The sequence below is a fragment of the Pseudomonas sp. 5Vm1k genome, from assembly GCF_056161485.1.
In genome coordinates this window covers 256,411-271,483 of the sequence record NZ_JBSPCZ010000006.1, presented here as the reverse complement: position 1 = coordinate 271,483, position 15,073 = coordinate 256,411, and the positions used below count along the sequence as shown (strand labels likewise).

Sequence of the window (15,073 nt, the reverse complement as noted above, 5' to 3'; positions counted from 1 at the left end):
GATCTTTTGATCTTGATATGGCTTGGAAAAGATCAGGATCAAAAGATCGCAGCCTTCGGCAGCTCCTACAGGGATCGGGTTAGCACTTCGGCATCGTTGCGCAATTGATCTTCCATTGACGAGACCCTTGCTATGGAACACCAACCCCATCTGACTCATCCGGTCGCCGCCGCGCCAGCGCCTTCGCGCCGGGGTGTGTCGCCGACCACCCGCGCCTGGTTATTCCTGTCGCCGTCGATGCTGTTTCTCGGCGTGCTGATTGCCGCGAGCCTGCTGGTGCTGCGCATGAGCGTCGGCACCAAAGGCGCGGAGTGGACCGGGTTCAGCCTGGCCAGTTACGCGCAGTTGCTCGAACCCTACTACCTCAAATCCCTGATGCTGACCCTGCGCCTGGCGTTGTTCAGCGCGGTGATCGCGGTGCTGTTGGCGATCCCGGTGGCTTACACCATGTCGCGCCTGACCTCGCCGTTTGTACGGCGGATTTTCCTCGCGGCGGTGTTGCTGCCGTTGCTGGTCAACCTGCTGCTGCAAAGCTACGGCTGGCTGGTGATTCTCGGCCCGGCCGGGATGCTCAATCAGGCACTGCTGGGCCTGGGGCTGATCAAGCGCCCGATCATGCTGCTGTACAACCAGAACGGCGTGTTGATGGGCCTGGTGCAAACCGCGTTCCCGTTGGCCGTGTTGCCAATTGCCAGCGCCATGCGCGGTGTTGCGCGGACCTATGAAGAAGCCGCCGCGACCCTCGGTGCCAGTCGCTTCCAGGTGTTCCGTCAAGTGGTGTTGCCGATGAGCTTGCCGGGGATCATCACCGGCGCGACGTTGGTGTTCGCCTACAACGCCAGCAGCTTCGTCGTGCCTTTGCTGCTCGGTGGCCGTCGGGTGCCGATGCTGGCGGTGATGGTGCATGACCAGATCGCCCCGCTGATGAACTGGCCCGCCGCGTCCGCTGCCGGTGTGGTGTTGATTGTCACGACGCTGGCGATCATGACCTTGTCCGAATACATCACGGGCCGTCGTCGGCGCATGCTGGAGGCTTCGCAATGAGTACGTTGACCAAGAAACGTTATGGCTTGCTGCCGGGCGAAACCGGCAAATTCGCCGGCATCCTGTCGGGCTTTATCCTGCTGCTGGCGGTGTTGCCGATCCTGACGATGATCGTGATGTCGTTCAGCGGCGCGTCGAACCTCGACTTCCCGCCCAGCAGCTACAGCCTGCAATGGTATCGCGCGGCCTGGCACACCTTTGTCTCGCCGGACGCCAGCGATGTGCTGAGCCTCGGCAAAGCCATGACCACCAGCCTGATGGTGGCGTGCCTGACCATGGTCTTCGCCACGATCATCGCAGTGCCGGCGGCTTACGCACTGACCCGTTGCGAGTTCCGTGGCAAAGCCGTGGCCCTGCAATTGATGTCGTTGCCGCTGGTGTTCCCGATGGTGGTGTTGGGCCTGGCGCTGCTGCTGGTGTTCGACAGCCTGCCGTTCCAGATCACCACGTCGCGGCTGGTGATTGCCCACGTGATCCTGGCGTTACCGTTCGTGGTGAAAAACTGCACGGCGGCGATGCTCTCCATCGGTAGTGAAGTCGAAGAAGCCGCGCAAATGCTCGGCGCGTCGCCGACCCGGGCGATTGTCGATGTGGTGGTGCCGCTGATGAAATCGGGGATTCTGGCGGGGATGCTGCTGGCGTTCATCGTCTCGTTCAACGAATTCACCGTGACCTATTTCCTCTACACCATCGATGTCATGACCGTGCCGATCTGGATGTACAGCCGCACCGTGTCTTCGCTCGACCCTACTGTTTTCTCGTTTGCCGTGCTGATCGTGCTGATCGACTTCGTCCTGATTTGGGCGTTGGAGAAGCTGGTTGGTGAAGGTGGCGTTTCGTTCTGATTCTTGAGGTGCAACATGACTGGTCTGATTCTGGAAAACGTCGAGAAACACTACGGCTCGGCCTGCGCGGTAAAGGATGTAAACCTGCATTTGCCCGAGGGCAAACTGGTGTGTTTTCTCGGCCCGTCGGGCTGCGGCAAAACCACGCTGCTGCGGATGATCGCGGGGCTCGAAACCCTGTCCGGCGGCGAGATTCGCCTGGACGGTGAGGACATCGGCCACACCCCGGCGCACTTGCGTAATTTCGGCATGGTGTTCCAGTCCCTGGCGTTGTTTCCGCACATGACGGTGGGGGAGAACATCGCTTACCCATTGAAGCTGCGCGGCGTGAGCAAGGCTGATCAGCAGGCGCGGGTGGTGGAGTTGCTGGAACTGATTCAGCTGAAAGAAATGATTGATCGCCCGGTGGCCAAACTGTCCGGTGGTCAACGTCAGCGCGTGGCGATTGCCCGGGCGATTGCCTCGCGGCCGAAGATCCTGCTGCTGGACGAACCGCTGTCGGCGCTGGACGCCAAGCTGCGCGAGTCGATGCAGGTGGAAATTCGTCAGCTGCAACAGCGCCTGAACATCACCACCATCATGGTGACCCACGATCAGCGCGAGGCCATGACCATGGCCGATATCGTGGTCGTGTTGGGTGAGCACAAGGTGCAGCAAGTGGGCACGCCGATTGAAATCTACCGGCACCCGGCCAATGAATTTGTCGCGGACTTTATCGGTTCGGGCAACATCTTTCCGGCCACCGCGCTGGGCAATGGCAAGGTTGGGTTGCCGGGTGGCGATGCGCTGGAAGTGCCGATCTGCAGCAGCATTGTGGTCGGGGAGAAGATCAAGATGCTGATTCGCCCTGAAGACCTGCAACTCTCGCATCCGCAGGCCACGGCGGGGAATCGCTTGCTGGGCAAGGTGACGTTTGTTCGGGATATCGGCGCGACGATTGAGACGACGGTGGAGTGTTCCGGGGTGTCGTTTACCGCGTTGAGCACTCCGTGTCAGGGGTTTGGGTTGAGCATTGGGAATCCGGTTTCGGTGACATTGCCGGCGGAGGCATGCCGAGTCCTGAGCGCCTGATATCGGGTTTCTGCCTTTCGATCCACCCCTCACCCCAACCCTCTCCCCAGAGGGGCGAGGGGGCTGACCGAGTTGTTCTTGGAGCTACATCGACCTGAAAAGTCGAGTCGAACTCAGGTCTTGAAAAGCATGAAGATCTGCTCCCTTTCCCCCTCTCCCCTCTGGGGAGAGGGCTGGGGTGAGGAGTGGCTCTTGATACCAACCCAAAACTCACACCGTCAACCGCAACCGCGCCAAATCCCTTAACGGTGGTGCCCCGAACAGCCGGCTGTATTCCCGGCTGAACTGCGACGGACTTTCATACCCCACCCGATACCCCGCCGCCGACGCTTCCAGCCCTTCGGCCAGCATCAAGCGCCGGGCTTCCTGCAAACGCAGCTGCTTCTGATACTGCAACGGACTCATCGCCGTCATCGCCTTGAAGCGGTGATGCAGGGTCGACACGCTGAGGTTCACTTCCTTCGCCAGATCATCGATGCGCAGCGGCTGTTCATAGTGGCCGTTAAGCCATTTGATCGCTTGGCTGATGCGATGGCTCTGGCTGTTGGCGATGGCAATTTCATACAGACGATGGCCCTGCTGGCTGCGCAACAGGCGATAAAGAATCTCCCGGCGAATCAACGGCGCGAGCATGGCGATGTCTTTCGGGGTGTCGATCAAGCGGGCCAGGCGCAGCACGGCATCGAGCATCGCTGCGTCCAGCCGTTCAACGTACAAGCCGCGCCCGGTGGGCCGAGTGGGCACGCCCATGGGCCCGGCGTCGGCGATGAGTGCGGTGATTTCTGCCGGGTCGATGTCCAGGCGTACGGCCAGGATCGGTTCTTCGGAGGTGATGGTTACCACGCGACCGCTCACCGGCATCGACACCGAAACCACCAGGTAATTGAGTGGGTCGTAGGTAAAGACCTCGTCGACCAGCCGAACTTCCTTGCGCCCTTGGGCCATGATGCACAGCGCCGGTTGCGCCAGCCCCGGAGAAAACTGGTGGGTCTGGCTGTAGCGGGACATGAACAACGAGCCGACGGCAGTCGCATAATTGCCATCCTCCGTCGTATTGCGGCGGATGATCGCGGCCAGTTCCTCGCGCTGTTTCTCCATGTCGGCGTCCAGCGGGGCTTCAAAGTGATCGAACGACGACATGCGGGGACTCCTCGGTGAGGCGTTGTTGATGGGGCAGAGCTTAAGTTTGTGCAATCGACAGCGGTAGACACATCCTGCCTGATGCTTGCCTGATTCTGCACTGGGTTGTTTCGCGGCGTTGCTCTAGCAGTGTCGGCGGGCTGAAACTTGCTTGAAACCGCTGTGTCATCGGTGAGACATGTCTGGAGCGGCATTTGCGGGTGATTGCTGCATCCTCGCAGGATCGTGCAACAAGCTGGCAGGAATCGACTAACGGCCACGCCGTCGCGACGCCTAACCTTGGATCCTGTCGCAGCCCGTCCCTGGCTGCCTCGCAACTCCTTGGGAGGGTTGAACATGTCTACGCAGATTCCCGTCAGCCATATGGCCTTCGTTCGTGCCCGCGCCGGGCATTCGGTGGAACTCGGTGCGCGTCTGAGCGCGTTGATCGAGCCATCGCGCTCAGCCAGCGGTTGCCTGAGCTTTGCCCTGCAACACTCGCAATGCGATCCCGACCTGTGGCTGGTGTCCGGTTTCTGGACCCATCAGCAGGCCATGACCGCGTATTTCAGCACCCCCGCCATGCAGATTTTCGCCGAGCTGGTGCAGGACCTGATGGTCAATAGCCTGGATTTCCATACGTTCAAGGATGTTTCGGCGGCCCAGGCCCTGGGGCAAACCAAAGCACAGGTGCACAAACTGGTCGGTTGAGGGTTTAATGGCACCATTCTCAATTAGCCAGGATGCGCGACATGGCACGCAAAGCCTTTGATCATTTCGAAGCTGTTTCCGCTGTAGTACCGGGCGAGGGTGGTTACCATGCCGCAATCGCCGTCAAAGCCATCGGTGGCACCGGTGCGCCACGTTTTCACAAAGTGCTTGAAGGGCAAATCTTCAAGACGGCCAACGAAGCCGATCTGGCCGCCGCCAAAGAGCTGACCCGCCTCAAAGACGTCAAAGAAGACGCTGATCTGCTCTGGTAAGTTATTTTTTCGCCCCTGGGCGATACATCTTGAACAATGCCTCTGGCCCCAGCTGAAAGTAATCCGCCGGCCCGCCGCCGCGCAGAATCGGTTCTGCCGCGGCGGTGTCGTACACCCCATCCTTCAACAGCCACTTGGCGATATGCACGGCGACCACTTCGCCGAGAATCAGCCAGCTCGGCACCACATTCCCATCCGCGCGCTGCAACTGAATGATCTGCGTGACCTTGCATTCGAAGGACACCGGGCTTTCGGCCACCCGTGGCACCTGAATGATTGTCGAGGCTGCCGGCGTCAACCCGGCCAGTTCGAATTCGTTGGTGTCGGGCGGGACCATCGCGCTGCTCTGGTTCATCCGCTCGGCCAATGGCCGGGTCGCCAGGTTCCAGGCGAACTCGCCGGTTTGTTCGATGTTATTCAGGCTGTCTTTGCGCCCGACGCTGGAAAATCCAATGATCGGCGGAATGTAGTTGAACGCGTTGAAGAAGCTATAAGGCGCCAGGTTCAGGTGGCCGTTGGCGTCTTGCGAGGAAATCCAGCCGATGGGGCGCGGACCGACGATGGCGTTGAACGGGTCATGGGGCAGGCCGTGGCCGTTGGCGGGTTCGTAATAGTGGATGTCGTCGGGCATGGCGCTGGATTTCCTGGAAATAGAGGCATTTGGCTTGAGGGCCATAGTGCAAGCGTACACAGGTAATTTCCAGTCAGACGCGGATCCCGGTGGGAGCGAGCTTGCTCGCGAAGGCTGTCCGTCTGTCGATTTGATGTCGAATGTGCGGCCGTCTTCGCGAGCAGGCTCGCTCCCACAGGTCCTCCTGTGATTCTGGCATTTTACTTTCCCCCAGAAACGACTAAGCCCGGCCGAAGCCGGGCTGTGATGCCGCGTTTGGGTGTTAGCTGATGGTGGCCGAGCCAGTGTGATCGTAACCGTCAGCGGCGAATGTGGCGGAGCCGGTTTTGTCGTAGCCGTCAGCGGCGAACGTGGCGGAGCCGGTTTTGTCGTAGCCATCAGCAGCAACGGTGGCCGAGCCAGTGCGGTCGTAACCGTCAGCGGCAACAGCGGAGCCGGTGCGGTCATAGCCGTCGGCGGCGAAGGCGCTACCGGCCAGTACGGAAAGGGTCAGGGCGAGGATCAATTTGGTTTTCATGGCGGTTACTCCAGGTTCGTTGGCGTTTTGTGCCTTGGTATGGAACTCATTTTACGCTCGATAAATTGATTAAAAAGCGCAAATTAATGCTACTAGCTATCGATTAAATTGATGTTAAGGCCGTGAGGCGTTCTCGCTTTCAAGGTTCGAGTGAGCACATCGCAATGAATCGATCAGACAGGGGCAGGATGCATTCCGAGCATTAACCGGTGATTAATCCGTTCGGTGGCTTACGTGACAGATTTTTCATACAGCAGTTACCTATTTTTCACCGCCTCGCCTCCAGTCTGCCGGTCGGCCATAACCCTAAGAAACGGCCGTCATGAGCACTGGAGTTCTATCCGTAATGAATAAGCTGCCTCAAATCACCCTGGCGTTCTGGGTGATGAAAATCTGCGCGACGACCCTGGGGGAAACCGCCGGTGATTTGCTGTCGATGACCCTTAATGTCGGTTATGCGATCAGCTCGCTGATTCTGATCAGCGTGTTCGTGCTGACCCTGATCACGCAGTTGATGTCCAAAACCTACAAACCGGTGCTGTACTGGATCGTGATTCTGTCCACCAGCACGGCAGGCACCACCATGTCCGATTTCATGGACCGCACCCTCGGGTTGGGCTACGCCACGGGGTCGATGATCCTGATTGCGATTCTGGCGGGGATCTTCGCTGCCTGGCGTTTGAGTGGCGATTCACTGAACGTCAGCAAGGTTCAGAGCTTTCGCGGCGAGATGTTCTACTGGATGGCGATTCTGTTTTCCAACACCTTAGGCACCGCGCTCGGCGATTACCTGGCCGATGACTCGGGTCTGGGCTTTGCAGGCGGCGCACTGTTGATCGGCTCGACCATTGCAGTGGTGGTGCTGCTCAAATACCTGACGAAGATTTCGTCGGTTTTGCTGTTTTGGGTGGCATTCGTGCTGACGCGGCCATTCGGCGCAACCTTGGGCGACTTCCTGACCAAACCCCATGAAAAGGGCGGCCTGGATTTCGGCACCATCGGCTCGTCGCTGGTGTTGGCGGGGATTCTGGTGGTGATGATCGCGGGTGCGTCTTACGCGCAGAACAAGTACGGCAAGCGCGTGGTTGCCGAGTTGACTTAAAGCCGAGTCGTACCCTTCGCGGGCAAGTCTCGCTCCTACAGGCATGAGTCGTTCACAACATGTGTGAACGATGTAAAACCGTAGGAGCGAGGCTTGCCCGCGAAGAGGCCAATACAGCCACTACATATGCAGCGGTCAGTCCGTCTCGATCCGCGAATGCTTGCGGGTGTCTTTCATCGTTACGTACACCAGCAACGACACTGCGATACACGCCGTGACGTACCAGTAGTAACCGGTTTCCATGCCGATGCTTTTGAACCACAGCGCGATGTATTCCGCGGTGCCGCCGAAGATCGACACGGTCAGCGCATACGGCAGGCCAACGCCCAGTGCACGAATCTCGGTCGGGAACAGTTCGGCTTTGACCACCGCGTTGATCGAGGTATAGCCGCTGACGATGATCAGCGCCGCCATGATCAGGAAGAACGCACCCCACCAACTCTGGATGGTGTGCAGGGTGGTCAGGATCGGAACGGTGAACAATGTGCCCAGTACGCCGAAGGCGATCAGGATCGGCCGACGACCGACCTTATCCGACAACCCGCCGATGATCGGTTGCAGGCACATGAACAGGAACAGCGTGGCCGCCGAAATGCTGGTGGAGTCGGTGATGCTCATGCCGACGGTGTTCACCAGGTATTTCTGCATGTAGGTGGTGTAGGTGTAGAACGCCAGGGTGCCGCCCATGGTCAGGCCGACCACGGTCATCAGCTCTTTTGGGTGGCGCATCAAAGTGCGCATGGCGCTTTCTTTCTTCTCTTTCTTGACCTTGTTGAACGACTCGGTCTCTTCCATGCCACGACGCAGGTACAACGCCACGACCGCACACAGCGCGCCGATGGCGAACGGGATGCGCCAGCCCCAGGCGTACAGCTGTTCGGTGGTCAGCACTTGTTGCAGCACGATCAGCACCGCCAACGCGATGAGCTGGCCGGAGATCAGGGTCACGTACTGGAAGCTGGAATAGAAGCCGCGACGTTCCTTGGTCGCCATCTCGCTGAGGTACGTGGCGGAGGTGCCGTACTCGCCACCCACCGACAGGCCCTGCAGCAAACGCGCGAACACCAGCAGGATCGGCGCACCGATACCGATGGTTTCATAGTTGGGGCTCAGGGCGATCAGCAGCGAGCCGAAGCACATCAGGTACACCGAGGCCATCAACGCACGTTTACGACCGGCGCGGTCGGCGTAGAGGCCCATCAACCAGCCACCGATCGGACGCATCAAGAAGCCCACGGCGAAGATCGCGGCGGTGTTCATCAGTTGCGCGGTGGAGGAGCCAGCAGGGAAAAACGATTTGGCGAAGTACAGGGAGAACGCGGCGTAGACGTACCAGTCGTACCACTCGACCATGTTGCCGACCGAGCCGCTGAAGATCGATTTGATCCGGCTGGCGGTGGTTCTTTCTTTGGCAGGCGCGACGGCCGACCCGAGGGGCAGGGCGTTGGAGTTATCCATTGAAGGATCCTTCGTTTAATTGTTTTTGTGGAGCGCGAGTAAACGCAGCCTGCAAGGGCTATAGCAGGAGGTGTGCCAAGGGGAGGAGGGCCGGTTTAGAGGGGGAGGGAGGTTTTGTTGAGCGGATAGCCGCTCAAGGTGTGCATGAGAGTGAGCGGATTTCCGCCGATCAATTGTGGCGAGGGGGCTTGCCCCCGTTGGAGCGCGAAGCACTCCCCGGCATTTTTTCAGACACATCACATCTGCAGATTTTACGACTGCTTCGCAGCCGAACGGGGGCAAGCCCCCTCGCCACAGGTTATGTGTCGGAAATGAACATCTCCCGACTCAACCCATGCCGCTGCAGCTTTTCATTGAATGTGCGCCGCGGCAGTTGCAGCTCTTCAAGCACCGCTTTCACATCACCCTTGTGCCGCGTCAATGCTGCGCGCAAGCAATGAGCTTCGAACGCTTCCTGCTGCGCCGCCAGCGATTGGCCAGAATCAATCCCCACCGGCTCTGGCTCACCCAGCCCCAACACCTGACGCTCCGCCACGTTCGCCAGTTCCCGCACATTGCCCGGCCAGTCGTGGCTCAGCAGATGACTCAATTGCGGGCCGCTCAAGGGTGGGAAGGTCCGGCCCAGGCGTTCGGCGGCATTCTGCGCAAAGGTTTCGAACAACAACGGAATGTCTTCACGGCGCTCGCGCAACGGCGGCAGGCGCAATTCGGCGACGTTCAAGCGATAGGCCAAATCCTCGCGAAAGCGCCCGGCCCGGGCTTCGTCCAGTAGGTCGGGTTTGGTCGCGGCGATGATCCGCAAGTCCACGCGAATGCTCTGGTTCGACCCCAGCCGCTCAAGCTTTTGCTCCTGCAACACCCGCAACAGCTTGACCTGCTGGGCCAGGGGCATGCTTTCGATTTCATCGAGGAACAGCGTGCCGCCGTCGGCGTATTCAAGCTTGCCGATGCGCTTGCCCGAGGCACCGGTGAACGCGCCGCTCTCGTGCCCGAATAGCTCGGCCTCGAACAACTGCTCGGGAATCGCCGCGCAGTTCAGCGCCACGAACGGCTTGTCCGCACGCGGGCCGAAGTCGTGCAGGCAACGGGCGACCAGCTCTTTGCCGCTGCCGGTTTCGCCACGGATCAACACGTTGACCGGCAACGTCGCCAAGTCCAGCACTTGCCGGCGCAACGTCTGCAAGCCACGGGACACGCCGAGTAGCGTGGCGTCGAGTTTGGCGCGGTTGTCGGCCTGAACATGCAGGGCACGGTTTTCCAGGACCAGCCGACGCTTTTCCAGCGCCCGGCGCAGGCTACCGAGCAGGGTTTCCGGGCTGAAAGGTTTTTCGAGGAAGTCGTAGGCGCCATCGCGCATCGCTTCGACGGCCATCGGCACATCGCCGTGACCCGTGAGCAAAATCACCGGCAAGTCGGCATCGCGCCGCTGCACTTCGGCCAACAGTTCCAGGCCGGTTATGCCGGGCATGCGCACATCGCTGAGGATCACCCCGGGGAAATGCGCCGGCAACTGCGCCAGGCATTCATCGGCGCGGCTGAACAACTGCACTTCGAAGCCTGACAGGCTCAGCCACTGTTCGACGGCGCTGCGAATGCTGCTTTCGTCGTCGACCACCATCACCGAATTCAGCATGAGACGGGCACCTCCAGATCAATCGGCAAGGTCAGGGTGAACACCGCGCCATTGTCTTGGTTGTCAGCCGACAGGCGTCCGCCGGATTCGTGCGCGATGGCAAACGAGACCGCCAGCCCCAGGCCTAAACCATCGCCCACCGGTTTGGTGGTGAAGAACGGATCGAACACGTTCGGCAGGTGTTCTTCGGCAATCCCGCCGCCATTGTCGGAAACGCTCAGACGCCATAGTTGCTCATCGGCTTCGAGGCGGATTTCCAGGCGTTTGCAGGGTTTGTCGTGCACCGCGTCGAGGGCGTTGCGCAGTAGGTTGATCAGCACTTGTTCCAGGCGAATCGCATCGCCACGGACCCACGCCGGGCGCGTCAGGTGCAACACGGTGCTGACGTTTTCATCCCGCAGCCGTGCGTCGAGCAACTGCAAGGATTGATCGACCACCGCCGCCAGGTCCAGGCGTTCGCGCAGGCCACTGGGGCTTTTGCGGGCGAAGGTTTTCAGGTGGCCGGTCAGCGCCGCCATGCGCGTCAGCATGTCGTCCACCGGTTTCAGCGCCTTGTAGGCGTCATCGACCCGGCCGTGATCGAGCAACAGCCGCAGCGTTGCAAGCTGCATGCGTTGCGCGGTCAGCGGTTGATTGATTTCATGGGCCAGCGCCGCCGACATCTGCCCGAGTGCCGCGAGTTTGGCCGATTGCACCAGACCGTCCTGGGCGGTGCGCAGGTCGCGGGTGCGTTCTTCGACCAATTGTTCGAGTTCCTCGCGGCTGCGCTGGCGCATTTTCGCCAGGCGCCAGCGCTGGTTGAGGAACAACAGCAGAAACACCAGCGCCAGCCACGATCCGGCGGCGGCGAGGCCGGCATTGCGGCTGTCTTCGAAGGCGATTTGCGGGCGACGCAGCAGGTGCAAGGTCCAGCCTTCGGCGGGCAGCGGCAGGGATTCCCACAGGTAATCCGCGGTGCCGTCGGGGCCATCGACCCGCGCCAGATCGCTGTTATCGTCGAAGCGCCGCACCGATTGATACTTCAACGGCGTCAGCGGCTGTTTGTCGTATTGGCGGGTGGTCTTGAGTTCGGCGTGATCGCTGTCGCTCAACGGTTTCAATTGGCGATAACGCCAGCCCGGCTGATTGGCGATGAAGATGATCCCGCGCGCATCGCTGACCAGCAGGGTGTCGGTGCCCTGGCTCCACTCGCGCTCAAGTTCGGGGAATTCGAGTTTCACCACCATGGCGCCGAGGAACTCGCCGTTGTCGCGGGTCACCGCGCTGGACAGGAAGTAACCGGGAATCCCACTGGTGACCCCGACCGCATAAAAACGCCCGGTGCCTTGGGTGCGAGTCTGGCTGAAGTAAGGGCGGAAGCCGTAGTTGTGGCCGACGTAACTGCTGGGCATCCGCCAATTGCTGGCGGCTACGGCCAGGCCGGTGTGATCGAGCAGCTCCAGGGTCGAGGATTGCGCGGCGCCGTTGATCTTTTCCAGTTTGCGGTTGAGTAGGTCCTGCTGTTCAGGACTCACCGCGCCATCGAGGGCCGACCGCAGTTCCGGGTCCAGCGCCAGCACGGCGGGCAGGGCGCGATAGCGGTCGATCAGGGTGTGCAGGGAATTGGCGTACAGCGCCAGTTGCTGGTTGGCGCGGGCGGCGTCGTCTTCCAGGGCCTGGCGTTCGGCGTGGCGCATGGCCAGACCCGCCGCCAGAACCGCACCGGCAACGATCAGCAGGGTGTAAAGCGTCAGGCGCAGGGTACGGGAAGTCGCAGGCATGGCGTCGTAAACAGTCAGCAATACGGGCGCGCACCATAACATGCCCCTGTGTGTGAGCTGCGTTGGCAGCGTGAAACTCGTCCGCTCAAGCGGCCGCTTGACGGTTGTTCCTGTGGTTGCGAATAGTGTTCACGAAATCGTACAGGCCGCTGGTGATTGTGTTCGTTTCCTCCTGCAGGCTCTGGATATCAATCCCGCCGACGCTGTTGACGGAAAGTGCGTTGGCAAACTCGTGAACCGTTTCCATGCTCGATTCAATCGCTTGGGCGAGACCCAAAATTTCTCTTTCGAAGCGGTCCATTTTGTCGCTGGATTTCTCCCTGCTGGCCCCGATGGTTTCGTCAATTATTTCCGGCAGGCCCAGTATTACGCTGACACCGCTACTGACTGCGCTCACCGCTTCCGAGGGCAGCCCGGTCAGAGTGGTCTTCAATAGCTCACTGGAGGCAATGGCAGTGGCTTCTTTGGCCAATTTCAGCTGCGAGTTGTGCGAGCCCAGGTTCATGTTCTGATATTTGGCTTTGATGTATTCAACCGGGTCCATGTGCTTGTATTCAGCTTTTCGTATGATTTTATCCGCCGTCAGTTTTTTCGTTTTCAGATTGACCGAGGCGCTTAAGCCGCTTCTTTCGGCCACGTAGTCCACCAGGCCGCTGACGGTGGCTTTTGCAGCAAACCCTAATCCTGCCGCCACCACGTTACCGATCCCCGGGGCTGCCACGCCTAGCGCCTGGCCGCCGACACCGATAGCAATCCCGATGCCGTAACTGATGGCTTTGCCCGCCACCAACACCATTGTCCTGCGTGCCGCTGCCACCGCGACCTCCGAGCCTGAACCCATCCTGCCCAACTGCCCGCTGGCGTCACGTACCCGGCGTTTGGTGATCCCCAGTATTTCTATCTGGCGAATGACTTGCTTGTTCAGTTGCCGTTTCACCCGATCCGTTGCGAGTCTTTGCCTGCTGTTGGCATAGCTGTTCTGTTGCGAGGCAATCAGCCTGTCCACCCCGGCTACTAACGTTTTTGGCCATCCCATTTCGCCATTGATATCGGTGAAGTTGATCGGATTGTTCCCCACCATCGCATACAGGTTGAGTCCATCCACATCACCGCCCGGATCGGCACTGATCCAGCGCTGTATCCAGGGGGCGTAGTAGCGGGCACCGTAAAAATACAGTCCGCTCAAGTCCATTTCCCTACCCGAGTAGCGAAGGGTCTTGTAGTCGGCTTCAACCTTCGAACGTGCGGCCCACCAGGCTGTGCCACCGTAAGGGTAGAAAATTTCCTGGCTGATTTTCAAACCCTGGCGATCCAGCTCAAGGCTGCTGGTACCCAGTTGATCGTCGTAGCTGTACCGCAACTGATCAGACTCGACACCTGTCGGTTGACCAGCGACCCAATGCAGACAGCGCGCGGTGCCAGACGCCAGGGGCAGAGTCAGGACCTGTAATAGTTCGCCAGTACTTTTGCTGATGATCTCCAGCCCCGGCAGGTAACGCACTTCATGGCGGTGAGTCATTGAGAGGGTGTGGGTGGTGTGGCACTTGAGTACGCGATCGCCCTGACTGTAGAGATAGGTTTCCTCATCGTCGGGTAAGCCATTGCTGTGGCTCAGCAGGGTGACTTTGCTCAACTGGTCCCGGGCGTTCCAGGTCAGAGGCTGACCCGGTTGCAGCGCCATCTGGTTGCCGTGACGGTCGAACAACTGGCTGAAGTCCGGCTCCGGGTCACCTTCCTTCCAGCGCACGCCAAGGTTGCTGGCCCCATCGATACGCATCCGGCTGGTGTAGGTGTTGTTGCTGCGCACATGACGCAGCTCGTCAAGGTTGTTGCCCGCGTCGTATTCGTAGTGCTCGACGTAGTTGTAACGGCGGCCGGGATCGATAGGGCTGATCAGCTCGGGCAAGCCTGGACGAAGATTGGGCACCTCGGCTTCGAAACCACTGGCACTGGTCAGGCGGTAGAGGGAGTCGTAGGTAAACTCCCGGTCGCTGTCTACCCGTTGATTGGCGAAGTACACCGTTTCCACGGTCGGGTCCTCGATACGCAACACATTGCCCATGCGGTCGTAGCTGTAGTTGAAGTGTTGCTGCAAGGCCTGGCCGGGTTTACCGGATTTGAGGATCTTCAGCAGGCCGTCGGCCGGGTCATAAGTCCAGGTGCTGATCACCTCGTTACCCGCGGTCTGTTGCTCGATCTGGCCGGCGGCGTTGTATTGCGCATCTCGCAGGATCATCTGCGGCTGGCTGTCGGTCTTGAGTTGTAAAAGCAGCTGCTTGAGCTGTCCGGCGATGTCGTAGCGCAGGTCCTGGTGATGTTCTCCGGCATCGGTCTGGAAAAGTACAACGCCCAGGGGCGACCAGGTCCGATGGCTGAGGTAAGGGGAGCCATCGGCAAAGGTCCGTATTTCGTTCAACGGCTGCCCTTGCAGGCTGTAACTGCTGACGGCAAGGAGGCCTGCGGGATCGACCTGCGTGAGCAACTGACCGCGCAGGTTGTGACCGGGCGATGCCGAGTGGTCGGCATAGGTGAAGCGGTCGACCGGTTGTGCGTTTTCTTCGACGCAGACCACCCGTAGTTGCTCATCGTAAATACTGCGCCAATGACCGCCCCGCGCGTCCCACAGCTGCAACACTTCCCCGGCCAGCCCCACCAGGCTCACGCGCCAACCAGCATCGACGCTGTCCACGGTGAGCGGTTCGCCGGTCAGGCTGTAGACGCTGGCGAGGTTGGATTTGGGGGCGGTGTCGAACAGGCGCGGATCCCATTGGGCGACCAGTCGCCCGGCGCCGTCGTGGTGTTGCCGGGTGATGAGCCGTTCAACGGGACCGTCAGCCATTTTACGCAAATAGGCGACCTGCCTTGCCGGCAACGTTCGAGGGTCATGAACTGACAGGGACGGCGTGTGCC

The 15,073-nt window shown here is 60.1% G+C and carries 13 protein-coding genes; 6 read left to right on the top strand and 7 right to left on the bottom strand.

From position 1 onward, the window contains the following. The first annotated feature begins 132 nt into the window (after nucleotides 1–132). From ACWIKB_RS14630 to ACWIKB_RS14620, 3 genes are read left to right on the top strand one after another with little or no spacing between them, the layout of a single operon-like run. Entirely contained in the window at nucleotides 133–1,044 is a 912-nt protein-coding gene (locus ACWIKB_RS14630; RefSeq protein ID WP_403019777.1) for an ABC transporter permease, read from the top strand. Beyond that, nucleotides 1,041–1,889 (top strand): ABC transporter permease, encoded by an 849-nt coding sequence (locus ACWIKB_RS14625; RefSeq protein ID WP_054045098.1) that lies wholly within the window; start codon nucleotides 1,041–1,043, stop codon nucleotides 1,887–1,889. The genes ACWIKB_RS14630 and ACWIKB_RS14625 overlap by 4 nt, the downstream gene beginning before the upstream one ends. A gap of 15 nt (nucleotides 1,890–1,904) precedes the next feature. Next, the gene (locus ACWIKB_RS14620) at nucleotides 1,905–2,960 is read left to right on the top strand and encodes an ABC transporter ATP-binding protein (RefSeq protein WP_054045096.1); all 1,056 of its coding nucleotides are present in this window, start codon (nucleotides 1,905–1,907) and stop codon (nucleotides 2,958–2,960) included. A gap of 210 nt (nucleotides 2,961–3,170) precedes the next feature. Here the strand turns inward: ACWIKB_RS14620 and ACWIKB_RS14615 are convergent, their stop codons facing one another. After that, nucleotides 3,171–4,100, bottom strand: coding sequence for an AraC family transcriptional regulator (locus ACWIKB_RS14615; RefSeq protein WP_475267657.1), 930 nt, complete (start codon nucleotides 4,098–4,100; stop codon nucleotides 3,171–3,173). Nucleotides 4,101–4,436: 336 nt separating this feature from the next. On the opposite strand from ACWIKB_RS14615, the gene ACWIKB_RS14610 reads away from it, so the two are divergent. Both ACWIKB_RS14610 and ACWIKB_RS14605 read left to right on the top strand, forming a co-directional pair. Next, nucleotides 4,437–4,790 (top strand): putative quinol monooxygenase, encoded by a 354-nt coding sequence (locus ACWIKB_RS14610; RefSeq protein ID WP_475267655.1) that lies wholly within the window; start codon nucleotides 4,437–4,439, stop codon nucleotides 4,788–4,790. Between the two features lie 41 nt (nucleotides 4,791–4,831). Continuing rightward, a complete protein-coding gene (locus ACWIKB_RS14605; RefSeq protein ID WP_083375873.1) occupies nucleotides 4,832–5,062 on the top strand; it encodes a hypothetical protein in 231 nt (76 codons plus the stop codon). Nucleotide 5,063: 1 nt separating this feature from the next. On the opposite strand, the gene ACWIKB_RS14600 is transcribed toward ACWIKB_RS14605, so the two are convergent. Beyond that, nucleotides 5,064–5,693: a flavin reductase family protein gene (locus tag ACWIKB_RS14600; protein WP_475267654.1), complete on the bottom strand. Its 630-nt coding sequence runs from the start codon at nucleotides 5,691–5,693 to the stop codon at nucleotides 5,064–5,066. Nucleotides 5,694–5,955: 262 nt separating this feature from the next. Beyond that, nucleotides 5,956–6,210: a hypothetical protein gene (locus ACWIKB_RS14595; protein WP_475267653.1), complete on the bottom strand. Its 255-nt coding sequence runs from the start codon at nucleotides 6,208–6,210 to the stop codon at nucleotides 5,956–5,958. Nucleotides 6,211–6,556: 346 nt separating this feature from the next. On the opposite strand from ACWIKB_RS14595, the gene ACWIKB_RS14590 reads away from it, so the two are divergent. Next, nucleotides 6,557–7,312 carry a COG4705 family protein gene (locus ACWIKB_RS14590; protein ID WP_475267652.1) on the top strand — a complete coding sequence of 252 codons (756 nt, stop codon included), beginning with the start codon at nucleotides 6,557–6,559 and terminating at the stop codon, nucleotides 7,310–7,312. A gap of 135 nt (nucleotides 7,313–7,447) precedes the next feature. On the opposite strand, the gene ACWIKB_RS14585 is transcribed toward ACWIKB_RS14590, so the two are convergent. The 4 genes from ACWIKB_RS14585 to ACWIKB_RS14570 all read right to left on the bottom strand — a co-directional run bounded on the left by ACWIKB_RS14585 (nucleotide 7,448) and on the right by ACWIKB_RS14570 (nucleotide 15,002). Further along, nucleotides 7,448–8,770, bottom strand: a complete 1,323-nt coding sequence (locus ACWIKB_RS14585) for an MFS transporter (protein WP_475267651.1) — start codon at nucleotides 8,768–8,770, stop codon at nucleotides 7,448–7,450. 298 nt (nucleotides 8,771–9,068) lie between these two features. Beyond that, nucleotides 9,069–10,403 (bottom strand): sigma-54-dependent transcriptional regulator, encoded by a 1,335-nt coding sequence (locus ACWIKB_RS14580; RefSeq protein WP_475267650.1) that lies wholly within the window; start codon nucleotides 10,401–10,403, stop codon nucleotides 9,069–9,071. After that, nucleotides 10,397–12,163, bottom strand: coding sequence for a sensor histidine kinase (locus ACWIKB_RS14575; RefSeq protein ID WP_475267865.1), 1,767 nt, complete (start codon nucleotides 12,161–12,163; stop codon nucleotides 10,397–10,399). Before ACWIKB_RS14575 ends, ACWIKB_RS14580 begins: the two co-directional genes overlap by 7 nt. A gap of 85 nt (nucleotides 12,164–12,248) precedes the next feature. Beyond that, complete coding sequence (locus tag ACWIKB_RS14570; protein ID WP_475267864.1) at nucleotides 12,249–15,002, bottom strand: RHS repeat domain-containing protein; 2,754 nt, start codon at nucleotides 15,000–15,002, stop codon at nucleotides 12,249–12,251. Nucleotides 15,003–15,073: the final 71 nt, after the last annotated feature.

Excerpts from the sequence above, each read along its gene's own strand:
- ACWIKB_RS14595 (WP_475267653.1), bottom strand. The coding sequence starts at position 6,210 with ATGAAAACCAAATTGATCCTCGCCCTGACCCTTTCCGTACTGGCCGGT.
- ACWIKB_RS14600 (WP_475267654.1), bottom strand. The coding sequence starts at position 5,693 with ATGCCCGACGACATCCACTATTACGAACCCGCCAACGGCCACGGCCTG.
- ACWIKB_RS14590 (WP_475267652.1), top strand. The coding sequence starts at position 6,557 with ATGAATAAGCTGCCTCAAATCACCCTGGCGTTCTGGGTGATGAAAATC.
- ACWIKB_RS14605 (WP_083375873.1), top strand. The coding sequence starts at position 4,832 with ATGGCACGCAAAGCCTTTGATCATTTCGAAGCTGTTTCCGCTGTAGTA.
- ACWIKB_RS14620 (WP_054045096.1), top strand. The coding sequence starts at position 1,905 with ATGACTGGTCTGATTCTGGAAAACGTCGAGAAACACTACGGCTCGGCC.
- ACWIKB_RS14615 (WP_475267657.1), bottom strand. The coding sequence starts at position 4,100 with ATGTCGTCGTTCGATCACTTTGAAGCCCCGCTGGACGCCGACATGGAG.
- ACWIKB_RS14575 (WP_475267865.1), bottom strand. The coding sequence starts at position 12,163 with ATGCCTGCGACTTCCCGTACCCTGCGCCTGACGCTTTACACCCTGCTG.
- ACWIKB_RS14610 (WP_475267655.1), top strand. The coding sequence starts at position 4,437 with ATGTCTACGCAGATTCCCGTCAGCCATATGGCCTTCGTTCGTGCCCGC.
- ACWIKB_RS14580 (WP_475267650.1), bottom strand. The coding sequence starts at position 10,403 with ATGCTGAATTCGGTGATGGTGGTCGACGACGAAAGCAGCATTCGCAGC.
- ACWIKB_RS14585 (WP_475267651.1), bottom strand. The coding sequence starts at position 8,770 with ATGGATAACTCCAACGCCCTGCCCCTCGGGTCGGCCGTCGCGCCTGCC.
- ACWIKB_RS14570 (WP_475267864.1), bottom strand. The coding sequence starts at position 15,002 with ATGGCTGACGGTCCCGTTGAACGGCTCATCACCCGGCAACACCACGAC.
- ACWIKB_RS14625 (WP_054045098.1), top strand. The coding sequence starts at position 1,041 with ATGAGTACGTTGACCAAGAAACGTTATGGCTTGCTGCCGGGCGAAACC.
- ACWIKB_RS14630 (WP_403019777.1), top strand. The coding sequence starts at position 133 with ATGGAACACCAACCCCATCTGACTCATCCGGTCGCCGCCGCGCCAGCG.